We start from the raw sequence: 26,950 nt of genomic DNA, 5'->3' as shown, positions 1-26,950 counted from the left end.
CTGTGAGGATCCACACGCCATGACGCCAGCGATACCACCGAACCCGGCCCCGCCCCGGGTGTTGACCATCGCCGGATCGGACTCCGGGGGCGGCGCCGGCATCCAGGCGGATCTCAAAACGATGCTGGCGCTCGGTGTGCACGGGATGAGCGCGATCACCTCGGTGACGGCGCAGAACTCCCTCGGCGTGCAGGGCGTCTGGGACCTCCCCCCGGAGGCGGTGCGCGCACAGATCCGCGCCGTCGCCGACGACATCGGCGTGGACGCGGTGAAGACCGGGATGCTCTCCTCCGCGCCCCTCGTCGGGGTGGTGGCGCGGGAGCTCGCCGGGCTGGGGGCACCGTGCGTGGTCGACCCGGTGGGGGTCTCCAAGCACGGCGACCCGCTGCTGGCCGCCGACGCGGTGGACGTGCTGCGCACCGAGCTCCTCCCCCGCGCGACCGTCGTCACCCCGAACCTGGACGAGGTGCGGCTGCTGACCGGCATCGAGGTCACCGACGAGACCGACCTGCATCGCGCCGCGGCGGCCCTGCTCGCCCTGGGCCCGGCGTGGGTGCTGGTCAAGGGAGGCCACCTGCCGGGCGACGCCGTCGACCTGCTGACCGACGGGTCGACCGACATCCTGCTGCGCGCCGAGCGGCTGCCGCGCGAGCACACCCACGGGACGGGCTGCACGCTCGCCTCCGCGATCGCCGCGCGCCTGGCGCGGGGCGACGACGTCCCGACCGCGGTGCGGGCGGCCAAGACATATGTGACCGGAGCGCTCGCCGCCGGCTTCCCGCTCGGCGCCGGGATCGGGCCCGTCGACCACGGCCATCTGACCCGGGCCGGCACCGTCTGATCCGGACCTCCGCCGCCCACGGCGGGGCGCCGCCGGCGGCAGCGGGCCGGGCCGGTAGCTCTCCGCGATCATCCGCACGGAACATATTCGAACACATGTTCGCCCATCGCGCACCGTGGCACGTGCCCGGACGCCCCGTGGCGCCGGTCACCCGGTCTGATTGAATCTCCCCGGCTTCAGCCAGGAGCTGACGCACCGAAAACCTGGCGCATCCGACTCATCGCCGTGGAGGCAGCCCGTGAGGGAACCCAGTTCCGGTACGACCACACCCGCGGGTTCGGACCGCCACTGGTACAGGATCGTCGGCGGTGCGCCGCTCACCGGGTCCGTCGAGGTCTCCGGCGCCAAGAACTCGGTCACCAAGCTGCTCGTCGCCACCCTGCTGACCCCCGAGCCCTGCACGCTGAGCCGGGTGCCGCGCATCGTCGAGGTGGACGTCGTCCTCGGCATGCTCGCCGAGCTGGGAACGCAGGTCGAGTGGCTCGACTCGCACACGGTGCGGGTGACGACCCCGCGCATCGAGGACGCCTCGCTCGCCGAGGCCTACTCCGGGGTCAACCGCATCCCCATCCTGATGATGGGCCCGCTGCTGCACCGGGTCGGCGAGGCCGTCGTCCCGCTGCCCGGCGGCTGCCGGATCGGCAAGCGGCCGGTCGACTTCCACCTGCGCGGGCTGCGCGCCATGGGCGCGGAGATCATCGAGCAGCTCCGCTCGGTCGAGGTCAAGACCCTGGGCCTGCACGGGGCGCACGTGACGCTGCCGTTCCCGAGCGTCGGGGCCACCGAGAACCTGCTGCTGGCCGCCGTGCGGGCCAAGGGCACCACGGTGATCTCGAACGCCGCGGTGGAGCCTGAGATCATCGACCTCATCCTCTTCCTGCAGCAGATGGGCGCGCTGGTCGACGTCGAGGTCGACCGCACGATCGTCGTGCAGGGCGTCGAGGCGCTGCGCGGGGCGACGCACGAGGCCATCCCCGACCGTATCGAGGTCGCCTCGTTCGCCGCGGCGGCCGTCGCGACCAACGGCTGGGTGGACGTCGTCGGGGCCCGCCAGGAGCACGTGGCGACCTTCCTGAACCACCTGCGCCGCCTCGGCGGGGAGTTCCAGGTGAGCCCGCACGGGCTGACCTTCCACCGGGCGCGCGAGCTCACCGCGACGCACGTGCAGACCGACGTCCACCCCGGGTACATGACCGACTGGCAGCAGCCGCTGGCCGTGCTGCTGACCCAGGCCAAGGGCGCCTCGGTGATCCACGAGACGATCTACGAGGACCGCTTCGGCTACACCCGCCAGCTCAACGAGATGGGCGCGGACATCGCCCTGTCGACGTTCTGCCTGGGCGGCAAGGCGTGCCGGTTCGCGTCCCGGGACTTCGAGCACTCGGCGGTCGTCAGCGGTCCCACCCGGCTGCGCGGCACCGACCTGGAGATCCCCGATCTACGTGCCGGGTTCGCCTATGTGATGGCAGCCCTGGTCGCCGAGGGGTCCAGCCTGATCAGCGGCACCCGGTTCCTCGAGCGCGGATACGAGGACCCGGTGGGCAAGCTCCGCTCGATCGGCGCGCTGATCGAGACCGTGCCCGCGGACGTTCCGCCCGACAGCACCGACAGCACCGGCGCCGCGGGGAGCCGCGCCACCGGCTGAGCCGGCGAACGGCTCACGGCAGGGACCACAACCGGATGGTCTGGTCCTTGCCGGTGCTGGCCAGGATCCGGCCGTGCGGGGCGAACCGGACCGACATCACCCAGTCCGCGTGGCCCGCCAGTGGCCGGCCACGCGGCCGCGCGCGGGTCCGGTCGGAGGTATCCCACAGCCGGACCACATTGTCGAAGCCGCCGCTGGCCAGGGTGCGGCCGTCCGGGGCGAAGGCGAGCGCCCAGACACGGTTGTCGTGCCCTGCCAGCGGACGGCCCAGCGCGGTCGGGCGGTCCGGAACAGTGACGTCCCACAGCCGGATCACACCGTCGACGCCGCCGGTCGCGAGGGTCCGTCCGTCCGGCGCGAACGCGGCCACGAGCGCGGACGTGGGCCCGGCGACGATGCGTGCCAGCCGGCGCGGCGCGCGCCGGTTCGTGATGTCCCAGAACAGCACGTCCCGGTCGTAGCCGGCGGCGACGAGCAGGTGGTCGTCCGGGGCGAACGCCACCGAGGTCACGAACGAGGTCGCGCCGGTCACCGGCCCGCCTAGCGGACGGGGCGCGCCACGGTCGGCCATGTCCCACAGCTGGACCGACCGGTCGTCGCTTCCGGTGGCGAGCATGCGACCGTCGGTGGCGAACGCCGCCGAGCGCACGGGCCCCGCGTGGGCCCTCAGCGGCCTGCCCAGCAGATGGGGAGCGCCGGGCCGGGTGACGTCCCACAGCCGCAGCGAGCCGTCCCAGCTGGTGCCGGCGAGGGTGTGCCCGTCGGGCGAGAACACGACCGACGTGACCCCGTCATCCGGGCCGTCCGGCGTGCGCCCGACCAGCCGGGGCGCGGCCGGTTCGGCGACGTCCCACAGCAGCACCTCGCCATCCTTGGCGCTGGTGGCCATGATCATCCCGTCCGGGGAGAAGTCCGCGGACAGGACCCAGCCGCCGTGGCCCGCCAGCGGCGGGCCGGCCGGGCGCGCCGCCGCCCGCCGCCCGATGCCGAAGCGGCTCCCCGTGCCCCGGACGGTCGGGTTCCCGGCCACCGTGGGAGTCCGGCCGCGCCCCCCGGACCCCGCCTCGGCGGGTGCGGACCCCACGGCCGGGGGTGGGGTCAGGGCCGGAGCCGCGGCGATGGCTGGGGCCGGCGCCGGCCGCTGGCGCCACGCCCGCGGCCCGGCCCCCGCCGGCAGGCGGCGGGTGGCCTCCGTGCGGACGTCCGCGTCGAGGTGCAACGGCAGGCCGCAGCGGTCCAGCCAGTCCGGCCCGTACGCCGCGGCGGCGGCCCGGGCCAGGGAGAGCGCGAACGCCTTCGCCGACTCCGGCCGCGCCTGCGGGTCCCGGGCCAGCGTGCTCGCGACCACCGCCGCGACCGGGCCGGCGATGTCCGACACCGGCGTCGCGACATGGTGCGGGCCGAACCCGCCCGCCGGCCGGCCGAGCGTCGGCGGATCGAACGCCTCCGTGCCGGCCAGCAGCTCGTAGAGCACGACGCCCAACGAGTAGAGGTCGCTGGCGGGCAACAGCCGACCGCCCGCGAGCTGCTCGGGCGCCATGTAGCGGGGCGTCCCGATCACCGTGCTCGCGCCCGGGCTCGCCCCGTTGACGATCTTCGCGATCCCGAAGTCGGCCACCTTGAGCTGCCCGGCGGCGTCGAACAGGATGTTGTCGGGCTTGATGTCGCGGTGCAGCACGCCGCGGCCGTGGACGTAGGTCAGCGCCGACGCCGCCGCGAGGCCGACCGCGCAGGCCGCCTGCGGGCTCATCCTGGCGCGGCGCAGGGTCAGCGTGCCACCGGCGAGCATCTCCATGACGAGCACGCGCAGCCCGTCCCGCTCGACGTAGTCGTAGACGCGGATGACGTGCGGATGGTCGAAGCGGGCGGCGATGCGCGCCTCGGCGGCGAACCCGTCGTCCGCCCGGCCGTAGCCGCGCGCCATCACCTTGACCGCGACGTCACGATGCATGCCGCGGTGCCACCCGGCCAGCACCAGGCCGGACGCGCCCTTCCCCAACGGGTCGCCGAGCGTGTAGTCCGGCAGGACGGCGGCAAGCCGCGCCAGGTCAACCTCGTTCATCGACGCACCGCCGGGTCAGGGGCGAACAGGACAAGCCTCGAACCAGGGACGTAAGCCCCAGCAGCCCAACCACGAGCCGTGATCATACGGGCGGGCCACACCGCCCCGACTGGCGGGAGCCGCATCCGCACGGTAGACACCTGATCACCGGAGCGGAGGACAACCCGACAGGCCGGCTGACTCGACCAGGCCGGCCGGCCTGGTCGAGTCAGCCGGCGAGCACCCCGATCCCGGACCGGGCGAGCACCCCGGTGTAGGTCTGCGTCGTCACCTTCCAGTCACCGGCGACGAGCACCGCGGCGCCGACGGAGACCCCGCCCAGTGAGGCTCCCGGCACCACGACCTCGAACGGGACCCGCGCGTGCCCGGGATCGACGAAGACAGGCTCGCCGACCAGCACCCGCGCGCCCGTGGTCTGCCTCGGGAACCGCTCCCGCACCCGTTCCAGGACGTCCCGCAGCCCCGGCCCGCCCTCGACGGCGCTCAGGGCGTGGTCCTCACCCTGCCCGCCGGTGAAGGCGCGCCGGAAGGCCACCCGGACCCGCGCGGCCTCGGTCGGGACGTCCGCCGGCGGCGTGCCGGGCTCGTCGAGCCCGTCCCCCGCGGGCCACAGCGTCACGGCCCGCTCGGCAGCCGCGCGCAACGCGGAGCCGTCCACGGTGACGCGCGACTCGGCCAGCCCGCGGGCGGGGAAGTCGACGACCAGCGTGAGCGGCCCGGCCGGCGGCAGCGGCCACAGCCAGTACCGCAGCCGGTGGACGTCCGGCGCCCGCCCACCAGCGAACCCGGCCGTGAACGTGCGGTACGCGAGGCCGGGCCCGTACCCGTAGGCCGGCTGCGGCGGCTGGACGAAGCCGGGGCCAGCCCAGTCCTCCACCGGGCCCCAGGAGTCCACGACGGTCAGCAGCGGGTCGTCCTGAGCGCCCGAGGTGTCCGAGGTGTCCGAGGTGTCCGCGGTGGCGTCGAGCCGGGCGGCGAGGGGCATGCCGGGATCGGCCGCGATCACCCGGGCCCCGCCGGGGAGCACGACGCCGAACCGGACCATCCGCTGCGCCTCCCGTGCCCAGGCCACGGACAGCCGCGGATCGGTGCCGGCCGCCGTCCCCGGCCGCAGGCGGACCTCCAGAGTGATCTCCACCCCGCTCGGGTAGGCGACGACACCACCGATCGAGACGGCGGTGTCCCCGGTGCCCCCGAGCGAGGGTGGCGCCGCGACGACCCCGCCGAGCTGGTGGTCCGGCGGCGCCAGCCAGGGAGCGCGCACGGGCCCCGTCAGTGAGGCCGGCAGTGAGGCCGGCAGGGGCGCCGCCGGCACGGGCTGCGGGACATCCTCGAAGAATCCCATAATGCGCCGCATCGTGACAGACCCGTGACTTGCCGTCCATCGGATTCCCGGCACCGCCGCCGCGCTCCGCGCCGCGTCAAAGGCGGTACTCGGGGCCGGGTTCGCGGCTCATCAGGTCCTTGACCGCTTCCAGCGGCGGCAGCCCCTCGTACAGCACCCGCTCGACCTGGCGGGTGATCGGCATGGAGACCCCGAGCCCGTCGGCCAGCGCCAGCAGCGGCCGACAGGAGCGCACCCCCTCGGCCACCTGGCGCTGTTCGGCGAGCACCTGGTCGAGGGTCATGCCGCGGCCGAGCTTCTCGCCGAAGGTCCGGTTCCTCGACAGCGGTGATCCGCAGGTGGCCACCAGATCCCCGAGACCGGCCAGCCCGGCGAACGTCATCGGGTCCGCGCCGAGCGCCGTGCCGAGCCGCGCGGTCTCGGCGAGCCCGCGGGTGATCAGCGAGGCCAGGCTGTTGGTGCCGAAGCCCATGCCCTCCAGCATCCCGGCGGCGAGAGCGATCACGTTCTTCACCGCCCCGCCGAGCTCGCAGCCCAGGACGTCCGCGTTCGTGTAGGGCCGTAGGTACGGCGTCCAGCAGGCGGCCTGGACGGCGTGCGCCGTGGCCGCGGACGCACTGGCCACCACAGTGGCCGCGGGGTGCTCGACGGCGATCTCGCGGGCCAGGTTCGGGCCACTCACCACCGCGATGCGCTCCGGGCCGACCCCGGCGGCCTGCGCGATCACCTCGCTCATCCGCCGGCTGCTCCCGGCCTCCATGCCCTTCATCAGGCTCACGTAGACGGCACCGGGCCCCACCAGTGGCGCCCACTCGACGAGGCAGGAGCGCAGCGCCTGCGACGGGACGGCGAGCACCACCAGGTCGGCATCGCGCAGTGCCCGCTCCGGGCTCGAGGTGGCGCGGACCAGGTCCGGCAGGCGGACGTCCGCCAGGTAGCGAGGATTGACGTGCCGGCCGTTGATCGCGTCCGCGATCGCCCGGTCTCGGGCGAACAGCGTGACGCGCGCGCCCGCGTCGGCCAGCACCTTGGCGAAGACCGTCCCCCAGGAGCCGGCGGTGAGGACCGCCGCGCGCCTCACCGCGCGCTCCCGGCCCGCGGCGCGTCCGGGTCGGGCGGGCGCGCCCCGGGCGACGACGCCGCCTTCGGCTGACCGGGAATCTCCAGACCCGGCACCGCGGAACCGGCCGGCGGCGGCGCCGGCTCGCCCCGGACCAGCTCCACCACCGCGGTGAGATCGGCCATCACCACGTCGGTCACCTCACGCAGCAACCACGCACCGGACGGGTCAGCCACACCGGACGGGTCGGTCGGCGCACCGGACCGGGCGGCGAAACGGCTCAGGTCGACGGGACGGCCCGCGTGGACGCGGATCTCCGGGCGGGCGAACAGGTGCGGCCGCCGGTCGCGCCCCCAGATGCGCTGCGCGCCCCACTGGGCCACCGGGATCACCGGCGCGCCCGTCGCGAGAGCGAGCCGGGCCACGCCCGTGCGGGCGCGCATCGGCCAGTAGTCGGGATCGGTGGTGATGCCGCCCTCCGGGTAGATGACCAGCGCGCGCCCCGCGCGCAGCGCCGCGACCGCGTCACGCAGCGCGCCGCCCGCGCTGGGATCCCAGCGGTAGACCGGGATCTGCCCGGCGCCCGCCAGCACACGCCGCAGGATCGGAACCTCCCACAGGTCGCTCTTCGCCATGAACCGGGGACTGCGCCCGGCGGCGTACACATAGTGCGCGAGCAGGGGCGGGTCCACCGTCGAGAGATGGTTGGCGACCAGGATGACGCCCCCCGACGCGGGGATGTTCCCCTGCCCCGACCAGCGCCGGCGGGTCAGCAGGCAGGACAGCGGACGGATGACGGCCGCGGCGAGCGCGATCCAGAACCCGCCCCGCCATGGTCGTCCCATGAGTGGGCAGTCTTGCTCAGCGCCGGGAAGACTGTCGAGTTCGTGCCATGGCAGGAGGACCCGGGCACCGCCGGCGGGCCCGTCGCCCGGCGCCTCGCGGGCGGATGCCGGACGCCGCGGGGGCCGCCCGCGGCGGGTCGGATGTCCTATCGTCGGCGCTGTGCTGACCACCGAGACCGCCCCGCCCTGGGTCGTCCTGGTCCCGCTGAAGCCGCTGACCGCCGCGAAGTCCCGGCTCGACCGGCCGGACCGCGGCGCGCTCGCGCTGGCCATGGCTCTGGACACCGCGAGGGCGGTGCTCGACGCCGGCGAGGGCGTCGTGGGCCTCGTCGTCGTCACCGACGACCCCCGCGCGCGGCGCGCCCTCACCGAGCTCGCGCGGGACCGGTCCGAGATCCCGGCCGGCACTGACAGCGCAGGGAGCGGCAGCGCGGGTGGCGTGGGCGGCACGACCGGTGTGGGCGGCACGACCGGCCTCACGCGGACGGGCCGGCTGCTGGTGGCCGCGGACGAGCCGAACCGGGGGCTCAACCCGGCGCTCGCGCACGGCGCCGCGCTCGCCCGCCGGATACACCCGGGATGCGCCGTCGCCGCGGTCTCCGCCGACCTCCCCGCGCTGCGCCCGGCCGAGCTGCGACGGGCGCTGGCGGCCGCGCCGCCGTCCGGTAGGGGCGTGCTCGCGGACGCGGTCGGCACCGGCACGGTGCTACTCAGCGCCGCTCCCGGTGCCTCGCTGTGCCCCTCGTTCGGCCCCGGCAGCTTCGAGGCGCACCTCGATTCGGGGGCCGTCGACCTCACCGCCCTGCTCGCCGGCACGGTTCCCGGACTGCGCCGGGACGTCGACACCGTCGCCGATCTCAACACGGCCCGCGCCCTCGGGCTGGGCCCGGCCACCGCCCGAGCGCTCGCGGCCGACCCGTCCCCGCGCACCGCTGCGTGAACCGGCCCCGTTGGGCCCGCACCGCCCGCGCGGGGGGTGCGGGGGACGGCCTCGGCGCGGTGACCGTCGTCAGCCTGGCGCACGTGCACGACCCGGCGACGACGCCGGTGTTCCCCGGCGATCCCGAGTTCACCCTGACCACCGCGGCGACCATCGAGCGGGACGGCTACTACCTCCAGCTGGTGCGCCGCGGCGAGCACACCGGCACCCACTGGGGCGCGCCCGGCCACTTCGACCCCGCGGGGGCGCTCGCCGACGAGCTGCACCCGGCGGACCTGTTCCTGCCCGCGGTGCGGATCGACGTCCGCGCCGCGGCGGCCGAGAATCCCGACTATCAGGTGAGCCTGGCGGACCTGGCGGCGTTCGAGCGCCGGCACGGGCGCATCCCCGCCGGTGCCGCCGTGATCGCGTGGACGGGATGGGACCGCCGCTGGGGCACGCCCGCCTACCCGAACCTGGACGGGCACGGAGGCATCCATCAGCCCGGCTTCGGGCTGGCCGCCGTGCGCTGGCTGATCGAGACCGGCCGGCTCGGGCGGCGGGGTGCCCTGGGGTCGGACACCTTCGGCCCCGACCCGGGCTCGGACGACACGTACGCGGTCTCCAGGGCGCTCTACCGCGAGCACCGTGTCTCCCTGGAGAACCTGGCGAACCTCGAGGTGCTCCCGCCCACCGGGGCCTGGGTGCTGGCGGGTGGCGCCGTCAACCGCGCCGGCTCCGGCTCGGCCGCCACTGTGTTCGGGTTCATCCCGCCCCACCGCCAGGGCACGAGGCGCCGCTGGGCCGGGCCTCACCACTTCTGGGACCCGCCTTCCCCCCCGCCGGAGCCATAGCCGTCCTCGCCGTCACCGGAACCGCCGCCGATGGGCGGCAGACCCGACAGCGGCCCGGGCCGCGCGAAGAGAAAACCCTGGCCGAGCTCGCAGCCGAGACGGTCCAGCTCCACCAGCTGCGACTCCCGCTCGATGCCCTCGGCGACCACGACCGCCCCGAGCGCGTGGGCGACGTCGATCATCGAGCGACGCAGGTTCGAGACCCGGCTGCCGTCCATCGGGAACTCGATGAGCGTGCGGTCCAGCTTGACGACGTCCACCGGCAGCCGGTGCAGGACGGCCAGGCTCGTGTTGCCCGCGCCGACGTCGTCCAGCGCGATCGCCACCCCCAGGTCCCGCACGCCCGAGAGCACGTCGGCCGCGGCGGAGAGATCCGCGATCCGGCTGGTCTCGGTGACCTCCACGACGAGCCGGCGGGGGTCGAGCCGGCTCGCGGCGAGCACCCGGGCGACGCTGTCACGCAGCCTGGTGTCGGTGATCCGGCTCGCCGAGACGTTCACGTGCAGCCGCAGCCGCGAGCCGGCCGGGTAGGCCAGCGCGACCTCGGTGCACGCCCGGGTGAGCACCAGGTCGTCGAGCAGGCCGACCATCCCCCCGTTCTCGGCGGCGGCGACGAACGTGCCGGGCGGGACGGGCCCGCGCCCCGGGTCGGTCCAGCGGGCGAGGGCCTCGAGCGCCACCGGGTGCCCGTCCCGCAGCCGCACGATCGGCTGGTAGTGGACGTCGAAGCCCGCCGAGCGCCCGCCACGGCGCAGCGCCGTGGCCAGCGCGTCAGCCAGGTGCGCGCCAGCCTCCGGCGAGGCCATCCCGGGCCGGTAGGTCACCAGCCGGTTCTTGCCCGAGCACTTGGCCACGTGGACGGCCGTCTCGGCGTGCCGAAGCAGCGACTCCCCGGTCTCGTGGGTGCGGCGGGCGACAGCGAGCCCGACACTGGCGCGGATCGAGCGCGGCTGCCCGCCGACCGCCATCGGGTGGCGCAGCGCGGCCAGCACCCGCTCCCCGACCGCCTCGGGCGACTCGTCGCCGCCGGCCAGCAGTACCGCGAACTCGTCCGCGCCGACCCGGGCGACCAGGTCGGTGGTGCGCACGCAGTGCCGCAGCCGCTGCGCGACGGTGCGCAGCAGATGGTCACCGGCCGCCGGGCCGAGGCTGTCGTTGAGGGCGCTGAAGTCGTCAAGATCGCAGTACAGGATGGCGATGTCGCCACCGGACCGGTCGTCGCCGGAGCGCCAGCGGTCGGTCAGGGCGCCGCGCAGCCGGTGCTGGAACAGCGCGCGGTTCGCCAGCTCGGTGAGCGGGTCGTGGAAGACCCGGTGGTGGATCTCCCGTTCGGCGGCGTGGACCCGCTGTGCGAGCCGCCGGCCCGCGCGGGCCGCCACCAGGCGGTCGGCCACCATCCCGGCGACTACCACCGCGGCCAGCCCGATCTCGATGCCGTCGAGGCGGTGGCCGCCGGCGAGGCCGGCCAGCACCGTCGCCGTCGCGCAGCCGGCGACCAGCGTGGGCACCAGGAGAAAGCCCCAGCGCTCGGACCCGTCGCCGGCGTCGCCCACGTCGGCGCCGCCGGCCCCCCGTCCACCGCCAGCCGCCCGTCCACCGCCAGCCCCGCGAACGCCGCCGGTGCCGGCGCGTGTCAACACGGTGTGTCCGTACCCGACGGCATGGCCGAACCGCGCGGCGTGACCGAAGTCCATGGCGTGCGCATGCCCCGCGGCGTGCTCTGGACCCGCGGCGCGCGCGGCCGCCGGGAGTACGAAGCCCGCCGTCCCGACCCGGGCGCCGCCGGCCGCGCGCAGCACGGCCAGCAGGACGAACGCGCAGCCGGCGATCGGCACGACCCCGACCACCGCCGGGAAGGCGGCGGCGTCGGTCGGCCCGCGAAGCCACGAGGTCGAGGCGGCGATCAGGAACAGGCCCACGGCGGCCGCGAGGATCCGGACCCGGTCCGGAGGCCGCCGGAACGCCGTGGCGTGCAGCGCGGCGACGACGAGCAGCACCGCCCCGGCGGGATAGACGGCCGCCACGGCGCGGCTCCACCCGTCCGTGCCGGCGGCGGCGAGCGCGGGGCGCACCCCGAGCCCCCAGCCGACGAGAATCACCGAGCAGGCAAGCAGCAGCCGGTCCACCAGGCCCGCGACGCCGTCACCGGTGCGCTCCGCCCGCGACCGGCGGACCCGGTAGGAACCACCGAAGCCACCGAAGCCACCGGAACCACCTGAGGTCCCCGGCCCGCCCGCGATCGGCACACCCGCCGGCAGGGGCGGCAGATCCGGCTGGTTCACCGGCCGGCGCGCCCGCGCGGTCGGGGTCGCGGCGAGCGCCGCGAGTGCCAGGACGGGCATCGCCAGGTAGCCGACGTCCGCCAGGGACGGCCGGCGGGGCCGCTGGCCGTCGCGCCCGTCGGCGACCCACACCGACTGGCTGGCCGTCCACGCCACCAGCGCCGCGGCGACCCAGATCAGCCATCTGCCGTGGGCCCGCCCGAGCCGGCGGCCTGTCCACACGCAGCCGGCCGCCGCGGTGAGACCCGCCACGATCCCGACGCCGTCGAGCAGTAGAGGCACGCCCACCCTCCTCCCCTGTGGTCCGGTGGTCCGCCCCACCGGCACATGGGCCGGTTCTCTGCGCACCGACGTCCGTGGGGTCAGCCGGCGGCGACCGAGGGTTATGACGGCTTTCGCGGATGACGGTGCATCGCGGATGACGGTGCGTCGCGGGTGACCAGGACCCGCTGGGCCCGATCACTCGCGAGGGGTCACTGACCGCGGCGCAGGCCGCGGCACGCTCGTCGGGAACTCCCGCGAACCAGGACAGCTCGTGCGTCTTCGATCAATCGACGCCGAGAGACCAGCTCGTCGGAGAGCCCCTCGGGTCACCGTATCTTGTGATCAGGCAAACACAAAGAGTGTCCACCTGTGGTGCGCGCGGCGCGTCGGGCACCCTATGGCGTCAGACCGAGACGTCGCGGACGGCCAAACCGGACGAGCGCCGGTTCGCCGCGACACCGACATCGGCGCCGGCAGTCGCGCCAGCGCCGACCGGGCCGGCGACAGTGGTAGTGCGGGCCGGCCGGCCGGTCGGTGTGGCGGTGGCGGGGCGGGCTGGTCCTGAGTCGGAAGTAGCTCGGCCCTTTAGACGACGTCGACCCGCGCGGTGGCGACCAGGACGCCGCGGCCCGCGCCGACGTAGCGACCCGAGGTCGGTGCGACGTCCTGGTAGTCGCGACCGACCGCCACCGTGACGTACCGCAGGTCGGCGAGCCGGTCGTGGCAGGGGTCGAAGGCCACCGCGGCCGCGCCGACACCGCCGGGGGCGAACGCCTCGACCGGCCCCGGATCGACCGCCCCCGCCCCGGCGGGCGCGCCAGCCCCGCCGACGGGCGAGGCCCCGTCGACGGGCGGAGCGAGGGCCGCGGGCACCAGCACCTCCACCCAGGCATGCGAGGCGCCCTCACCCAGCATGTGCCCCTGCGCGTACCGGGCGGGGATGCCGGCCGCGCGGCACATCGCGATCATCACGTGGGCCTGGTCCTGGCAGACGCCGCGCCCGCCGCCGAGCGCCTGGGCGGCGGTCGTCCCGACGTCGGTGCTGCCCGAGACGTAGGCGATGCGCTCGTGGACCCATCCGCACACCCGGCGGGCCGTGGCGACCGGGTCGGGCCCGGCCATCGAGCGCGCCGCGTCGATCATCGCCGGGGTGGGGGAGGTGAGAGCGGTGGCGGTCAGCAGGCGCCGGCTGCTCAGCGCGGACGCCGGCAGCGTCGGCCACCCGGCCCGGGCGATCCGCTCGACGACGACGGTGACATCGAAGTCCAGCGTCGGCGGCACGACGTCGATCCGGATGTTGGCGATCTGAAGGCCGTCCGGCCCGCGCTGCCAGGTCGTGCGCGCCTCCGGGGCGGAGACCCGCAGGTCGACGGACCGGCGGAACTGGCCGCCGTGCCGCGGCGGGGGCACCGCGACAAGCCGGTGGTCGAGGTTCGTCGCGCTGCCGTCGTAGGTGTACCGGAACCGCTGACTCACCCGGTAGGTGACCCGCTGCGCGCCCGCGATGTCGGGCGCGGCAGACGCCGGCCCGGCGGGCGTGAGCCGGCCACCGGGTGCCCCAGGAGTCTCCACCACGCCACCGATCTTCACTCTGGCCTGTTTCCCGTCCGTTAACAAATGCCGCACCGCGGCACGACTGTCACCGAACGGCAGCGGCACAGGACATCTCAGCAGCCCGGACGGCACAACCAATCCTCATGATTACCTCACATCGTCATACTTCGAGGCTGCCGCGTTCACTCAAGCCTGGCAGCATGGACAAGCATGAGCGAGCTGGTGGCGACCCGTCCGGATCAGCCGCAGCGGAAGGCCCGAAGCGCGCTGCTGGAGCCCCTGGAGGCGCCCCGCACGCCGGCCCCTTCGGACCTCCCGCCGGACCGCTACATCAACCGCGAGAAGTCCTGGCTTGATTTCAACAGCCGTGTCCTCGCACTCGCCGAGGATGTCTCGACCCCATTGCTGGAACGGGCGAAGTTCCTGGCCATCTTCGCGAGCAATCTCGACGAGTTCTACATGGTCCGGGTGGCTGGCCTGATGCGCCGGCACGCCACGAGGCTGGCCGTCCGCTCGGCCGACGGGCTGACCGCCCGCGAGCAGCTCGACCTGATCAGCCGCACCACCGCCGAGCTCACCGCCCGCCACTCGCGCTGCTTCACCGACGAGGTGGCGCCCTCGCTCGCGCACGCGGGCATCACGATCCAGCTGTGGCACCAGCTCGGCGACCCGCAGCGGGAGCGACTGCGGGACTACTTCCACGAGCAGATCTTCCCGGTGCTCACGCCGCTCGCGGTCGACCCGGCGCACCCGTTCCCCTACATCAGCGGCCTGTCGCTGAACCTGGCCGTGGCGGTGCGCGAGCCTGGCGGCGACGCACAGCGCTTCGCGCGGGTCAAGGTGCCGCAGAACGTCCCGCGGCTGATCCGGGTGGACGTCGACGAGCCGGCCGGAGACCGGGCCGGCACGGAGGCCGCCCCCCGGCACGCCCAGGACGACACCACCGCGTGCTTCGTCCCGCTCGAGGAGGTCATCGCCGCCCATCTCGGGCAGCTCTTCCCCGGGATGGAGGTCGTCGACTCGCACCTGTTCCGGGTCACCCGCAACGCCGACCTGGAGGTCGAGGAGGACGAGGCGGAGGACCTGCTCCAGGCACTGGAGCGCGAGCTGGCCCGGCGCCGGTTCGGCCCGGCGGTCCGCCTCGAGGTCGACGACGACATCGACGACGACCTGCTCAGCCTGCTGATGCGCGAGCTGGAGATCAGCGACCGCGAGGTTCACCGGGTCCGTGGCCCGCTCGACATGTCGGTGCTCTGGGCCCTCTACGACCTCGACCGGCCGGAGCTGAAGGACCCGCCGCGGGTGCCGATCACGCATCCGCGGCTGCTCACCGACGAGGGCGAGCCGCCGGACTTCTTCGGCGTGCTGCGCGAGGTGGACGTCCTCGTCCACCACCCGTACGACTCGTTCACGACCTCGGTGCAGCGGTTCATCGAGCAGGCCGCGGCCGACCCGAACGTCCTGGCGATCAAGCAGACGCTCTACCGGACCTCCGGCGACTCACCGATCGTCGACGCGCTCGTCGCGGCCGCCGAGGCCGGCAAGCAGGTCGTCGTCCTGGTGGAGATCAAGGCCAGGTTCGACGAGAGCGCGAACATCCGCTGGGCGCGCGAGCTGGAGCGGGCGGGCTGCCACGTCGTCTACGGGCTGATCGGGCTCAAGACGCACTGCAAGATCTGTCTGGTGGTGCGCCAGGAGCGCGGCGGGCTGCGCCGCTACTGCCATGTCGGCACCGGCAACTACAACCCCAAGACCGCGCGCCTCTACGAGGACCTGGGCCTGCTCACCGCCGACCCGGACGTCGGCGCCGACCTGACCGACCTGTTCAACGTGCTGACCGGCTACAGCCGGCAGACCGAGTACCGCTCGCTGCTGGTCGCCCCGCAGCACATGCGGGACGGCATCATCCAGCGGATCGAGGCCGAGGCCGCGGCCGCCCGGGAGGGCCGCGAGTGCGGCATCCGGATCAAGGTCAACAGCCTGGTGGACGAGAAGATCATCGACGCGCTCTACCGGGCGTCCCGCGACAGGGTGCCGGTGCACTGCCTGGTGCGCGGCATCTGCGCGCTGCGGCCGGGGGTGCCGGGGCTGTCCGAGACGGTGCACGTCCGGTCGATCCTCGGGCGGTTCCTGGAGCACAGCCGGGTCCTGGAGTTCGCCTCGGTCGGCGAGTTCTGGATCGGCAGCGCCGACATGATGCACCGCAACCTGGACCGCCGGATCGAGGCGCTGGTGCGGGTCCCGCACACCGAGCGGCAGGCCACGGTGCGGGGGATGCTCGACCACGCCTTCTCCGACCAGGTGGAGGCCTGGACCCTGGCCGCGGACGGCCGCTGGGAGCGCCAGACGACCTCGCCGGACGACGAGCGTCTCTCGGACTACCAGGCCGACCTGATGGCGCAGGCGTACGAGCGCGGGCGCCGTTAGCTAGCAGGGCAGACGGGCGGCGGCGGGCTCTGCGTCCGCCGCGGCCGCGCTCCGGAGCGTCGTGGGTGTCCACGCTCGCTCCGGAGCGCGGCCGCGTGAGGGCACGGCCGTCAGCCGCTCAGTCGCTGCTGGCCGAGACGCTGGCCTTGAACTCCGAGCCGGGACGGAACTTCGGCACCACGGACGCGGCGACGTGGACGGGCTCGCCGGTCGCGGGGTTGCGGCCCGTGCGCGCGGCGCGCTCCACCCGCTCGAACACACCGAACCCGGTGATCGTGACCTTCTCGCCGCCGGCCACGGCCTCCTGGATCGCGTCGAACACCGCGTCGACCGCCTTGGTGGCGTTCGACCGCCCACCCTCGATCTGCTGGGCGATGCGGTCAACCAACTGGGACTTGTTCACAACAACCTCCGGACGCCCCCGCACGGTGCGGGGTGGGGAGCAGATCGGGCATCACACTGCGCTGCACCGTAGGCATCTCCACTGTCGAGGGCAATTCCCATGAGCGTGTCGCGTCACACAAACCCGCACGTCAGCGGGTTCGCACCGGGTGGCTACAGGTTGCGCGCTGCCCTACGAGCCCGCCGCATCCTGCAACTTGGTCACCTTCAGTAACTTTTGACGGGGGCGAATTCAAGCCGAAAGTCACGAATTGGTAGCCGGCAGACGCCAGCCGGAGAAGGTCCTCACAGCAACACACCATGGAACTACCCCATGCGGATGTGAGATCACCCTCAGCGTTGCGACGAACACCGGACGGCAGGCCGGCCGGCGGCGCGCGGACCACCCACCACCTGGGGCGCCGCAAGGGGTTGGAACGTGATCAACGCAACATCCGCGAGGGCGGCCCGGGAGCCCGTCAGTGGGCCGGAAATCCCGGGCCGAGCGGGGACGTCCCAGCTCGGCCCGGGGAAAATCCTCAGATGACGCGGGAGGCTCAGGCCGTGGTCGGGAGCCACCCGGGCCGGCTGGCCTCGAACACGGTGATGTCCTGCTCGTGGCGCAGCGTCAGGCCGACGTCGTCCAGGCCCTCCATCAGCCGCCAGCGGGTGAAGTCGTCGAGCTCGAAGCCGGCGACCTGACCGGCGCCGCGGACCTCCCGGGCCACCAGGTCGACGGTGATCTCCGTGGTCGGGTCGGCCTCCACCGCCGCGGTCAGCGCCTCGACCGTGTCGGCCGGCAGCACCACCGGGAGCAGGCCGTTGCCCAGCGCGTTGCCGCGGAAGATGTCGGCGAAGCGGGGCGAGAGCACCGCGCGGAAGCCGTAGTCCTGCAGCGCCCAGACCGCGTGCTCACGCGACGAGCCGGTGCCGAAGTCCGGGCCGGCGAGCAGGATCGACGCACCGGCGTGGGCGGGGTCGTTCAGCACGAACGACGGGTCCGCCCGCCATTCGGAGAACAGCCCGGCACCGAAGCCCGTCCGCTCGATCCGCTTGAGCCATTCGCTCGGGATGATCTGGTCGGTGTCGACGTCGCTGCGCCGCAGCGGCACCGCCCGACCGGTGTGGATGGTGAACGCCTCCATGACGGCACGTTCCCTTCGAGTCCGTTCGGAAGTTTCGGAAGTCTGGGAGTCCGGTGGCCCGGGGTCCGGGAGCCCGGAGTTCGACCCGGGCCGGGGCGCCCTACAGGTCGGCGGGCGCCGTGAGGCGGCCGGTCACCGCGGTGGCGGCGGCGACCGCCGGCGAGACGAGGTGGGTTCGCCCGCCGGGGCCCTGCCGGCCCTCGAAGTTGCGGTTGGACGTCGACGCGCTGCGCTCCCCCGGCCGCAGGGTGTCCGGGTTCATGCCCAGGCACATCGAGCAGCCGGCGCTACGCCAGTCGGCGCCCGCGGCGCGGAACACCTCGTCGAGGCCCTCCGCCTCCGCCTCGGCCTTGACCGCCATCGAGCCGGGGACGACCAGGACCCGAAGGCCGTCCGCCACCTGGCGCCCGCGCAGCACGTCGGCGGCGTCACGCAGGTCGGAGATCCGGCCGTTGGTGCAGGATCCGATGAAGACGGTGTCGACGGCGACGTCGGACAGCGGGGTGCCCGGCACGAGATCCATGTAGGCCAGGGCGCGTTCCACCGAGCCGCGCGCGGCCGGGTCGGCATAGGCGGCCGGGTCGGGCACGGGCGAGCTCAGCGGCGCAGCCTGGCCCGGGTTGGTCCCCCAGGTGACGTACGGGCTCAGGCTGGGCCCGTCGATGACGACCTCGTGGTCGAACGTGGCGTCGGGGTCGGTGGCCAGGGTGCGCCAGTACTCGACCGCGGCGTCCCAGTCGGCCCCGGTCGGGGCGTTCGGACGTCCCCTGAGGTACTCGAACGTGGTCTCGTCCGGGGCGATCATCCCGGCGCGCGCGCCCGCCTCGATCGACATGTTGCAGACCGTCATCCGGCCCTCCATCGACAGCCCGCGGACGGCTTCGCCGCGGTACTCGATGACGTAGCCGGCGCCGCCACCCGTGCCGATCCGGGCGATCACGGCGAGGATCAGGTCCTTCGCGGTGACCCCGGCGGGCAGCTCACCCTGGACGGTGACCGCCATCGTCTTCGGGCGGCGCTGCGGCAGCGTCTGGGTGGCCAGCACATGCTCGACCTGGCTGGTGCCGATGCCGAAGGCGAGCGCCCCGAAGGCGCCGTGCGTCGAGGTGTGGCTGTCGCCACAGACGATCGTCATGCCCGGCTCGGACAGGCCGAGCTGCGGGCCGACCACGTGGACGATGCCCTGGTCCGGGTCGTTCATCGGGAACAGGCGGACCCCGAAGTCGGCGCAGTTCTTGCGCAGCGCCTCGACCTGCGCCCGCGAGACCGGGTCGGCGATCGGCAGCAGCGTGTCGGTCGTCGGGACGTTGTGGTCCTCGGTCGCCAGCGTCAGGTCGGGACGGCGGACCGGGCGCCCGGCCAGCCGCAGCGCCTCGAACGCCTGCGGCGAGGTGACCTCGTGGACGAGGTGCAGATCGATGTAGAGCAGGTCGGGCTCTCCGTCCGCGCGGCGGACGACGTGTGCGTCCCAGACCTTCTCCGCGAGTGTGCGACCCATTGGCCCCACTCCCTCTCTCGCGTGGGCGGGGCCCACGCTGCTCGGACTTCGCTGTCATGACGGGACCACGCGCCCCATGGCCGTGCCGTGCCTCCCACGGGGCATACGTCTCGCGGTCACCGTCTCGCGGTCGTGCATCTCAGGAGATGAGATGGCAATATCAGACTATGGAACATACTAGCGGCGTCGGCGTGCTGGACAAGGCCGCCCTGGTGCTGAGCGCCGTCGAGCACGGGCCGGCCGGGCTCGCCGACCTGGTCGCCCGCACCGGCCTGACCAGAGCGACGGCCCACCGGCTCGCCCTGGCCCTGGAGACCCACCGCCTGCTCACCCGCGACTCCGACGGCCGGTTCGTGCCCGGCCCGCGGCTGGCCGCCGGCGGCCCGACCCCCCTGCCCTGGGAGATGATCGACGCGGCCGGCCGGGTGCTCACCGCCCTGTGCGAGGCCACCGGCGAGAGCACCCAGCTCTACGTCCGGCGCGGGCCGGTCCGGGTCTGCGTCGCCGCCTCCGAGCGGTCCACCGGGCTGCGCGACACCGTGCCCGTCGGCGCGGCCCTGCCGATGACCGCGGGCTCCGGCGCGCAGGTCCTGCTCGCCTTCGGCGACGCGGCCGAACCCGAGCTGCTGGCGCGCGCGGCGTTCGCGGCGGACGTCCTGCCGAAGGTGCGCCGGCGTGGCTGGGCGGAGAGCCTCGGCGAGCGCGAGCCGGGCCTGGCCTCGGTGTCGGCCCCGGTGTACGGCGCGACCGGCGTGGTCGCCGCGCTGTCGCTGTCCGGCCCGGTCGAACGGCTGACCCGGTCGCCGGGACGGCGGCACGGCACCGCGGTGGTCGCCGCGGCCCGGGAGCTGTCCAGCCCGCAGGCTCCGACAGGTGCCGACCGAATCCCCACACCCGAAACGGGAATCGTGTCTCAGATCACGACGAATGCGCCGAGAACCCCACCGGGCACGGCGAAAACCACCGCCACTCCACCGTGAACGCCGATATTCGATGTCCGGAAACACAATGCTCCCGCACCAACCGGCCCCGCCGGCACCCCGACGCACCCGGGGAGAGCCCGGCATCGTAGCCTCTGGTGTTGTCAACAGAGCAGGATCGACGCACTGAGCAGTTTTTGCACACAAGCAGTGATGACTCAGTCCGGTCAGCCCGCCAGCCCGTGGGATGCCGACCGGGCAGGGGGGCGTCCGTCGCTGTGCGTCGATCCGGTGGCCCGGTCGGACTTTACGTCAACGGGCTCTCGCCACTGGTAGGCGAGAGGGTTCACCGGAGTCCTCAGGCTTCCGCAGCCCCCGCCGCGGCAGCGTCACAGGCTCGTGCCGTCCGCTCCCGGACGGCACACAAAGGGGGAAAGGCGCAGTGCGCAAACTGGGTGCACGGTACGTCCTGCACGAATTGCTCGGGCAGGGAACGGCCGGCCAGGTCTGGCGCGGGGCCCATGTCCCCGACGGAGAGCCCGTCGCCATCAAGGTACTTCGGCCGGAGCTCGCTCATGACCCCGAGATCGTCGACCGGTTCCTGCGCGAGTGGGACCTGCTCGTCGAGCTCGACAGCCCTGACCTGGTGCGGGTTCGTGACCTGATCAGAGAGCCCGGCACGCCCCTGGCGATCGTGATGGACCTCGTCGAGGGCATCGACCTCAGGGCACACCTCGACCAGAGCGGGCCACGGCCGGTGACCGAGGCGGTCAACCTCGTCGTCGGGCTCCTCTGGGCGCTGGACAGCGTGCACGCGGCCGGGATCATCCACCGCGACGTCAAGCCCGAGAACGTCCTCATCGACACCTCGGACCCGCGCCGCCCCTACGTCCGGCTGACCGACTTCGGCGTGGCGCGGATGGTGCACACCCCCACCCGCGCCTCGCTGACCGGCCCGATCGGCACCCCGCTCTACATGGCGCCGGAGCTGACGACCGACGCCCCGCCGACGCCGGCCGTCGACATCTACGCCGCCGGGATCGTGCTCTACGAGCTCATCGCCGGCAGCCCGCCTTTCGACGAGGCGCACCCGGCCGACATGGTGCGGGCGCACCGCGAGGACCAGCCGCTACCCATCCAGGGCGTCCCGCCGGCCCTGTGGGACGTCCTGTCGTCGATGCTCGCGAAGTCGCCGCGCCAGCGGCCCGCCTCCGCCGCGGACGCCGCGGAGGACCTGATCGAGGCGCTCGAGAACGACCGCGACCGCGACGACCCGGATTTCGACTCCGACCAGCTCGACCTCGACAACCGCCGTCCCGACGACCGGAACCGCGAGTTCGACGACCGGTCCGCGGGTCAGCGTGGGCGCGACTCCGGCACCGGCCGCGGCGCCGTCCCCGAACCTCGCCGCGACGCGCCCGGGAAACGGGAAGCGGCCTTCGACGCGGCGCAGACCCGGATCGGCTCGGCCGCCGACTGGGCGGAGGACGAGCGCGGCCGCCAGCCGGCCGCGGCGGGGCGCCGCCTCGCCGGCGCCGGCGCCGCGGGTGTGGCGACCAGCGTCGCGGGTGCGGGTGCGGGTGGCCCGGCCGGCGACTGGAACGACGCCGAACACACCCAGATCGCCGGGATGCCACCCGTCCGGCCGGACTGGAACGACGCCGAGCACACCCAGATCGCCGGGATGCCACCCGTCCGCGCCGACTGGAGCGACGACGACACCGGTGGCCGGCCGGCGGTCCGCGTCCCGGCCCGCTCCACGGGCTCCGCGTCCGACCGCAACACGGTGATCTCCGCGATCCCGGCGAACAAGCAGCCGGCCCCGGGCAGCTCGGGCTCGTCAGGCGGACCGGGCGGGCGTTCTGCCGCCGACCGCCGCCGCCGCAGCCGCATCGCGGCCGGAGCCGGCCTGGTCGTCGCGCTGGTCGCCGGCGCCGGTGGCTGGGCACTGGCAGCGGCCGGCGAGAGCGAGAGCGCGCTCACCGCGGACAGCGGCTCGCAGGTCGTCACCGACCCGTCGATCACCGCGACGCTGCCCGGTGGCGCCCCGATGCCCCCGGGGATGGACCCGGGCACTGTCCCCACAAGCTCCATAGCAGGAACGACGCCGCATCCAAGTACCTCCCCGAAGCCTGGCCAGAGCGCCACGCCCGGGCCGGCCACCCCCACCCAGCCGGGTCAGACCACGGCCCCGCCGGACGCCAGCGCCGCACCGACGCCGACACCGACGACCAAGGAAGCGACGGTCCCCAACGTGGTGGGCCAGAGCCAGACGGCGGCCACCAACACCTTGACGGGCAAGGGCTTCACGAACGTCACGGCGACCGAGGTCTGCCAGAAGGGCAAGAACGGCGGCGTCGTGCTCGACCAGGGCCCGAACGCGGGCAGCGTCGTCCCGGTCACCACGAAGGTAACGCTCACGGTCCAGGCAACGAACTGCGTCGAGGTCCCCGCCGTCGCGAATCAGACGCTCGCCGCCGCCCGCAACGTGCTGATCGGCGCCGGTCTGGGTGTCCTGGACGGCAACGGCGGTTGCCAGAACGGTCCCGGCACCACTGCGGCGGGAACGAACCCCGCCGCCGGGACGATGATGCGCAAGGGCGACAGCGTCTGGCTCGAGCCCACCTGCGCGAAGCCGCCCCCCGCCACCGCCGCCGCCGCCAAGTAGCGGTCCTCGACCCGGCGTCCACCGCACCCGGGCCGCACATGCGAAAGACCCCGGCGTCCATCACGCCGGGGTCTTTCGCGTAGCCGGGACCCGCCCGGCCTGCCTCTCCCGGCTCCGGGCCGGGACGCCGGCGGCGTGACCGCAGGCCCCCGCCGCATCCGACGCCGGGTGCCAACCGGACCCGGGCCTGCGCTGCGCAGAATCGCCGTCGAACCCGGGCGTCGTATTCCGAGGTCAGTGCAGCCAGTCGGCGGGCAGGGACGACGAGGATCTCGAGCCCCAGTGCCGGGGCGACGGCGTCATGTGCCGGGACGCGGCGTGCGGTGGCGCGGCCGGGTGTGGTGTCGAGGCGGGGCGGGGGAAGTTCGCGGGTTCCGGCGTCGGCGCCGCCACGCTGTGACCAGGCGCGGCGGGACCGCCCCTCGGCCCGAGCAGCGCACCGGAACCGGCGGGCAGCGCGGGCGGGTCGGGCAGATCCGACCGGTTGCGCATGCTGCGTGGCAGCGGCATCGGTACCGGCATCGGAGCCGGATCGGCCGTGCCGGTGGTGGCCGATGTCGTGGACGCCGCCCACAGGTCGACCTCGACGATGATCTCACCGTTCTCGGAGGACATCCGCAGCCGGCCGCCGTGGACCTCCACCAGCCGCCGCACCACGTAGAGCCCCATGCCGGCGCCGTCGGTCTGCCGGGTCGCCGTTCCGTCCCGCTGGGTGAACGGCTCGAAGAGCTGGCGGATGGTCGCCGGGTCGAGATCCGGACCGGGGTTGCGGACCCGCAGGACGACCTCGTCGCCGACCCGGCCCGCGATGAGCCGCACCGGGGCGCCCGGCCAGGAGTGCACCAGCGCGTTGTCCACAAGGTTCGCCACGACCTGGTGCAGCGCCTGGCGGGCCATCCGCACCGGGAGCTGGGGCGGCAGGTCGACCGTCACGCTGCTGCCGGCGTAGTTCAGGCTCGCGATCACCTCGCGCACGACCTCGGGCAGGTCGGCGGCGGTGGTGTCGTCGGTGCCGGTGGCCGTGGCAGCCGTCAGCATGTTCTCCAGCAGCCTGGACAGGCGGTCCGAGTAGGTGACGGCCGAGTCGAGCATGTCGTCGAGCTGGGCGTCGGAGAGGCGGTCCCGGCGGCGCCTGATCGTGAGCAGGGTCCCCCGGATGCCCGTCAGCGGCGTCCGGAACTCGTGCGAGACCGTGGCGACCAGGTCGCTGCGGATGCGGTCGGTCTCCTCCAGCCGGGCCATGAGGCTCTGCTGGCCCTCGTAGAGCTGCTGGCGGTAGTCCTCCACCCGCCGACGGGACTGCTCGTTGTAGTGCCAGAAGACCATCTGGGCACCGGCCAGGGCGAAGATGAAGCCGGCGTGGAGCCCTGCCAGGAGCAGGGCGTTGTCCATCCGCGACGCGGCCTCATCGGTGATCAGGTCGCCGATCGCGAGGATGGCGAGGAAGACGAAGGCGATGGCCAGCAGGTAGACGGTCCAGTCCTCGTAGAGCGCGATGAGCGCGACCACCACGAAGAAGTGGAAGTACATCGGGGTCAGGCCGTCGGAGAGATGCACGAAGACGACCGAGCAGCACAGCAGGCCGAGGCTCGCGGCCAGCGCACGCACCCGCCGCATGCCGGGGGCCAGCGCGGCCGCGAACAGCAGCGCCGGCGGGCTCGCCGCCAGCAGGCCGTGCGGGAGGCTGTGGTCGCGCCACAGCGCGTACCCGACGATGGCCGGAAGGTGCAGGGCCAGAACCCAGCACATCAGCGCGTGGCGGGCGGCCCAGTCCTCGGTCGGCAGGCCGCGGCCGCGGGGGAACCACGCGACGGGACCGCGGAGCGCGGCGTCGGCGGTCGCCGCGGCCAGCCCGGCATCCGCCGCGGGTGACCGGGACGACCGAGACTTCTCGAGCCGCCGGGCGGCGCGCCCGACGTGGGCGCTGCCGTGACGGCGGCGCGCCCGTTCGGGCATGGAGGGGCTGACGGAGGACATCCGAGCAAGTTTCTCCCGTTCCGGCCGTGGAGCACCATGGCTGTCAAGGGTGGTGTCGTATGACGACTATGCCCAGCTTTGACTAGGCCATCTGTACCACCTGGTAACGGGCTCAAAGAAGCATGGCGCACATACCGCGGTTCCCGACAGGCTGTGGTCCGCGAGGTGGCCCCAGGACGGCCACCCGCGGAGGAGGACTCGTGCCCCCAGTGGCCCTGACTACCGCGACCGCCCCCGTCCGCATCACCCAGGCGGTGCCACAGCCTGCGGAGACCTTCACTGACGGCTTCGCCCCGGCCTCGCTCACCACCCGCCCCGTGCTGCGTCTGGTCGGCTCGGAGCCGGTCGGCTCGTCCGAGGCTGCCGAGGAGGTCGTCCACGGTTGGGGCGGCCCGAGCACGTGCAGCTGCCGCCCCTGCGCCATGGCCCGCCACCCCGCGGCCATGCCCCGCCTGCGCGTCGTTGACTAGTCCTTCGCCCACTTCCGACCCCACCCGCTGACGGCAGCCCGGCGACCCGAGGTCCACCGGAACACCCGCCAGCACCGGCACGCCACCGGACATCACTGGCACTCTGCACGCCGCCGGCACTCCGATGCCACCGGCACGCTGTCCGCGCCTCCGGCGCACCCGTCGCGGCGGACTCGTACCGCCCGCACCGTTCCACCCATACGCGCTACCCGCACGCCCCCGCCCGCGCACCGCTCCGCACCGCGCTCATCCCCGCCTCACCCGCACCCCGCACGCCATCCGCGCGCCCCGGCTCACCCCGGACGGCCCACGCCACCCGGCCCAGCGCGCACGGCACACGGCTGGGCGGCCATCGGTGGGGTACGGCCAGGCCGGTGGAGTCGTCACACCGACGTGACAGGGCGGAGGGCACCGCGCTCCCCGAACTTCGAAAGCTCACGCCCGCCGGGGGTCACACCCGCCGGGCGGACGTCGTTGGGCCCGGAGCACAGGGGTGAGCGAGGCGGGGTGAAACAGTGACTCCTCCGACGGCTGAGGCCGTCGGCTTCTCAGGCCGCTTCCGTGGCCTGACGGGCCAGCCCGACCCGAAGAATGTTGATCGCCGTGTTCACGTCAGCGTGCGCGGCATGCCCGCACGCGACACAGACGAACGCGGCCTGTGTCCTGCGGTTGTCGGCGTGGCAGTGCCCGCAGACCGCACAGGTGCGGGAGGTGTTGGCGGGGCTGACCTCGACGACCACCCGTCCGGCGCTTTCAGCCTTGGCACGCAGCACGTTGAGGAACACCCCCCCATCCCGCGTCGAGAACGCTCCTGTTCAACCCGGACTTCGCCGCCTGCCCGTTCGCCAGGAACACCCCGGGCCGGTCCGGATCGGGTCTCGGCGAGCCCCGGCGAGTCATGTTCACAATCCGCAACGCTTCCACAGCGATCAGATCATGGTCAGCGACCAGGGAGCGGGCGACCGTGTGCGCGAGGTCGAGGCGCTGCCGGCGAACCCTGCCGTGCAGCGCGGCCACCTTCGCGACGGCCTTGCGGCGCCGGGTCGACCCCCGCTTCTTACGGGCCAGCTCCCGTTGCGCACGCGCAAGCCGACCCGCCGCCGCGGCAAGACAGCGCAGGTTACCGACCTGACGGCCATCGGAGAGGGTCACCAGCGACGCCACACCCACATCCACCCCCACCACCACCCCGGTGGGCGCCAAAGGCTGCGCGGGCACGTCGTCGCAGGAGAGGACCACATACCAGCGACGGCCTTCCCGCCGCACCGAGACCGTCTTGACCGTGCCCGCCACCGGCCGATGCTGGTGAACCTTGACATGGCCGACACCCTGAAACCGGACCCGGGTGGGATGGTCGGGCTGGGAGTTCCAGCGGCAACCGTCCCCGTCCCTCGGCCACTCGACCGTGTCGAACCGGCCCGCGCCCCTGAACCGCGAGTAGCCAGGGGTCCCGCCTGCCTTGACCCGGCGGAAGAAACCGGCGAACGCCCTGTCGAGCCGACGCAAGGTGGCCTGCTGGGAGGAGAACGACCGACATCAACCCCTTGAGCTGGTTAGCGACACACGACGGGAAGTGCTTCGGATGAGCCTTGACGAACAGGTGCGCATGGTCGGGCATGACCTCCCACGCAACGACCAACCACTCATGCCCGGCGCACTTCCGCCGGACCAGCTCCGCACAGCGGTCACCGACAGGACCAGCGAGCACAGGGCGGCGGAACTTCGGGCACCACACCCTGCGATACCCAAGCCCGTAGACGCCACCCGCACCCACCATCACCCCCGACACCCAC

The 26,950-nt window shown here is 73.9% G+C and carries 18 protein-coding genes and 2 pseudogenes; 8 read left to right on the top strand and 12 right to left on the bottom strand.

The annotated features are described in order from the left end of the window. Positions 1-19 precede the first annotated feature (19 nt). Together thiD and murA are read left to right on the top strand one after the other, a co-directional pair. Entirely contained in the window at positions 20-841 is an 822-nt protein-coding gene (gene thiD, locus FRANEAN1_RS05540; RefSeq protein ID WP_020458761.1) for a bifunctional hydroxymethylpyrimidine kinase/phosphomethylpyrimidine kinase, read from the top strand. A 238-nt stretch (positions 842-1,079) separates the two neighbouring features. Next, complete coding sequence (murA, locus tag FRANEAN1_RS05535; RefSeq protein WP_020458760.1) at positions 1,080-2,486, top strand: UDP-N-acetylglucosamine 1-carboxyvinyltransferase; 1,407 nt, start codon at positions 1,080-1,082, stop codon at positions 2,484-2,486. Positions 2,487-2,499: 13 nt separating this feature from the next. Here the strand turns inward: murA and FRANEAN1_RS05530 are convergent, their stop codons facing one another. The 4 genes from FRANEAN1_RS05530 to FRANEAN1_RS05515 all read right to left on the bottom strand — a co-directional run bounded on the left by FRANEAN1_RS05530 (position 2,500) and on the right by FRANEAN1_RS05515 (position 7,798). Next, the gene (locus tag FRANEAN1_RS05530; RefSeq protein ID WP_020458759.1) at positions 2,500-4,548 is read right to left on the bottom strand and encodes a serine/threonine-protein kinase; all 2,049 of its coding nucleotides are present in this window, start codon (positions 4,546-4,548) and stop codon (positions 2,500-2,502) included. A 208-nt stretch (positions 4,549-4,756) separates the two neighbouring features. Further along, a complete protein-coding gene (locus FRANEAN1_RS05525) occupies positions 4,757-5,893 on the bottom strand; it encodes a hypothetical protein (RefSeq protein WP_157472362.1) in 1,137 nt (378 codons plus the stop codon). Positions 5,894-5,969: 76 nt separating this feature from the next. Beyond that, positions 5,970-6,974 (bottom strand): NAD(P)H-dependent glycerol-3-phosphate dehydrogenase, encoded by a 1,005-nt coding sequence (locus FRANEAN1_RS05520; RefSeq protein ID WP_020458757.1) that lies wholly within the window; start codon positions 6,972-6,974, stop codon positions 5,970-5,972. Next, complete coding sequence (locus FRANEAN1_RS05515) at positions 6,971-7,798, bottom strand: lysophospholipid acyltransferase family protein (RefSeq protein ID WP_020458756.1); 828 nt, start codon at positions 7,796-7,798, stop codon at positions 6,971-6,973. The genes FRANEAN1_RS05520 and FRANEAN1_RS05515 overlap by 4 nt, the downstream gene beginning before the upstream one ends. A gap of 160 nt (positions 7,799-7,958) precedes the next feature. Between FRANEAN1_RS05515 and cofC the strand changes: the two genes are divergently transcribed. Together cofC and FRANEAN1_RS05505 are read left to right on the top strand one after the other, a co-directional pair. Beyond that, positions 7,959-8,738: a 2-phospho-L-lactate guanylyltransferase gene (cofC, locus tag FRANEAN1_RS05510; RefSeq protein ID WP_020458755.1), complete on the top strand. Its 780-nt coding sequence runs from the start codon at positions 7,959-7,961 to the stop codon at positions 8,736-8,738. A gap of 59 nt (positions 8,739-8,797) precedes the next feature. Continuing rightward, complete coding sequence (locus tag FRANEAN1_RS05505) at positions 8,798-9,571, top strand: cyclase family protein (protein WP_157473023.1); 774 nt, start codon at positions 8,798-8,800, stop codon at positions 9,569-9,571. Here the strand turns inward: FRANEAN1_RS05505 and FRANEAN1_RS05500 are convergent. After that, entirely contained in the window at positions 9,529-12,141 is a 2,613-nt protein-coding gene (locus FRANEAN1_RS05500; protein ID WP_157472359.1) for an EAL domain-containing protein, read from the bottom strand. The two genes, FRANEAN1_RS05505 and FRANEAN1_RS05500, sit on opposite strands and share 43 nt — an antisense overlap. Positions 12,142-12,702: 561 nt before the next feature. Then, positions 12,703-13,692, bottom strand: coding sequence for a transglutaminase family protein (locus FRANEAN1_RS05495; RefSeq protein WP_347176992.1), 990 nt, complete (start codon positions 13,690-13,692; stop codon positions 12,703-12,705). Positions 13,693-13,881: 189 nt separating this feature from the next. Here FRANEAN1_RS05495 and FRANEAN1_RS05490 point away from each other — a divergent pair, with 189 nt between their 5' ends. Continuing rightward, the gene (locus tag FRANEAN1_RS05490; RefSeq protein ID WP_020458750.1) at positions 13,882-16,098 is read left to right on the top strand and encodes an RNA degradosome polyphosphate kinase; all 2,217 of its coding nucleotides are present in this window, start codon (positions 13,882-13,884) and stop codon (positions 16,096-16,098) included. 118 nt (positions 16,099-16,216) lie between these two features. Here the strand turns inward: FRANEAN1_RS05490 and FRANEAN1_RS05485 are convergent, their stop codons facing one another. The 3 genes from FRANEAN1_RS05485 to leuC all read right to left on the bottom strand — a co-directional run bounded on the left by FRANEAN1_RS05485 (position 16,217) and on the right by leuC (position 19,122). Beyond that, positions 16,217-16,501, bottom strand: coding sequence for an HU family DNA-binding protein (locus tag FRANEAN1_RS05485; RefSeq protein WP_006541029.1), 285 nt, complete (start codon positions 16,499-16,501; stop codon positions 16,217-16,219). Positions 16,502-17,036: 535 nt separating this feature from the next. Then, positions 17,037-17,624 carry a 3-isopropylmalate dehydratase small subunit gene (leuD, locus tag FRANEAN1_RS05480; protein WP_020458749.1) on the bottom strand — a complete coding sequence of 196 codons (588 nt, stop codon included), beginning with the start codon at positions 17,622-17,624 and terminating at the stop codon, positions 17,037-17,039. A gap of 100 nt (positions 17,625-17,724) precedes the next feature. Next, positions 17,725-19,122 carry a 3-isopropylmalate dehydratase large subunit gene (gene leuC / locus FRANEAN1_RS05475; protein WP_020458748.1) on the bottom strand — a complete coding sequence of 466 codons (1,398 nt, stop codon included), beginning with the start codon at positions 19,120-19,122 and terminating at the stop codon, positions 17,725-17,727. A gap of 167 nt (positions 19,123-19,289) precedes the next feature. On the opposite strand from leuC, the gene FRANEAN1_RS05470 reads away from it, so the two are divergent. Both FRANEAN1_RS05470 and FRANEAN1_RS05465 read left to right on the top strand, forming a co-directional pair. Further along, complete coding sequence (locus FRANEAN1_RS05470; protein ID WP_041253721.1) at positions 19,290-20,102, top strand: IclR family transcriptional regulator; 813 nt, start codon at positions 19,290-19,292, stop codon at positions 20,100-20,102. 382 nt (positions 20,103-20,484) lie between these two features. Continuing rightward, positions 20,485-22,710, top strand: a complete 2,226-nt coding sequence (locus FRANEAN1_RS05465; protein WP_020458746.1) for a serine/threonine-protein kinase — start codon at positions 20,485-20,487, stop codon at positions 22,708-22,710. Positions 22,711-22,944: 234 nt separating this feature from the next. Here the strand turns inward: FRANEAN1_RS05465 and FRANEAN1_RS05460 are convergent, their stop codons facing one another. Further along, a complete protein-coding gene (locus FRANEAN1_RS05460) occupies positions 22,945-24,687 on the bottom strand; it encodes a HAMP domain-containing sensor histidine kinase (RefSeq protein ID WP_020458745.1) in 1,743 nt (580 codons plus the stop codon). Between the two features lie 200 nt (positions 24,688-24,887). On the opposite strand from FRANEAN1_RS05460, the gene FRANEAN1_RS05455 reads away from it, so the two are divergent. Then, a complete protein-coding gene (locus FRANEAN1_RS05455) occupies positions 24,888-25,157 on the top strand; it encodes a hypothetical protein (RefSeq protein ID WP_041253720.1) in 270 nt (89 codons plus the stop codon). 548 nt (positions 25,158-25,705) lie between these two features. On the opposite strand, the pseudogene FRANEAN1_RS05450 reads toward FRANEAN1_RS05455, so the two are convergent. Both FRANEAN1_RS05450 and tnpA read right to left on the bottom strand, forming a co-directional pair. Then, positions 25,706-26,687 (bottom strand): annotated as a pseudogene (locus FRANEAN1_RS05450) (transposase); the annotation flags it as partial. Next, a pseudogene (tnpA, locus tag FRANEAN1_RS38165) lies at positions 26,680-26,934 on the bottom strand (IS200/IS605 family transposase); the annotation flags it as partial. The pseudogenes FRANEAN1_RS05450 and tnpA, both read right to left, overlap by 8 nt. Between the last annotated feature and the right edge of the window lie 16 nt (positions 26,935-26,950).

This window comes from Parafrankia sp. EAN1pec (genome assembly GCF_000018005.1).
GTDB lineage: Bacteria > Actinomycetota > Actinomycetes > Frankiales > Frankiaceae > Parafrankia > Parafrankia soli.
The sequence above is the reverse complement of the archived record's forward strand: the minus strand, read 5'-3'. Positions and strand labels throughout refer to the sequence as shown.

Excerpts from the sequence above, each read along its gene's own strand:
- leuC (WP_020458748.1), bottom strand. The coding sequence starts at position 19,122 with ATGGGTCGCACACTCGCGGAGAAGGTCTGGGACGCACACGTCGTCCGC.
- leuD (WP_020458749.1), bottom strand. The coding sequence starts at position 17,624 with ATGGAGGCGTTCACCATCCACACCGGTCGGGCGGTGCCGCTGCGGCGC.
- FRANEAN1_RS05515 (WP_020458756.1), bottom strand. The coding sequence starts at position 7,798 with ATGGGACGACCATGGCGGGGCGGGTTCTGGATCGCGCTCGCCGCGGCC.
- FRANEAN1_RS05460 (WP_020458745.1), bottom strand. The coding sequence starts at position 24,687 with ATGTCCTCCGTCAGCCCCTCCATGCCCGAACGGGCGCGCCGCCGTCAC.
- FRANEAN1_RS05530 (WP_020458759.1), bottom strand. The coding sequence starts at position 4,548 with ATGAACGAGGTTGACCTGGCGCGGCTTGCCGCCGTCCTGCCGGACTAC.
- FRANEAN1_RS05470 (WP_041253721.1), top strand. The coding sequence starts at position 19,290 with ATGGAACATACTAGCGGCGTCGGCGTGCTGGACAAGGCCGCCCTGGTG.
- FRANEAN1_RS05490 (WP_020458750.1), top strand. The coding sequence starts at position 13,882 with ATGAGCGAGCTGGTGGCGACCCGTCCGGATCAGCCGCAGCGGAAGGCC.
- FRANEAN1_RS05525 (WP_157472362.1), bottom strand. The coding sequence starts at position 5,893 with ATGGGATTCTTCGAGGATGTCCCGCAGCCCGTGCCGGCGGCGCCCCTG.
- thiD (WP_020458761.1), top strand. The coding sequence starts at position 20 with ATGACGCCAGCGATACCACCGAACCCGGCCCCGCCCCGGGTGTTGACC.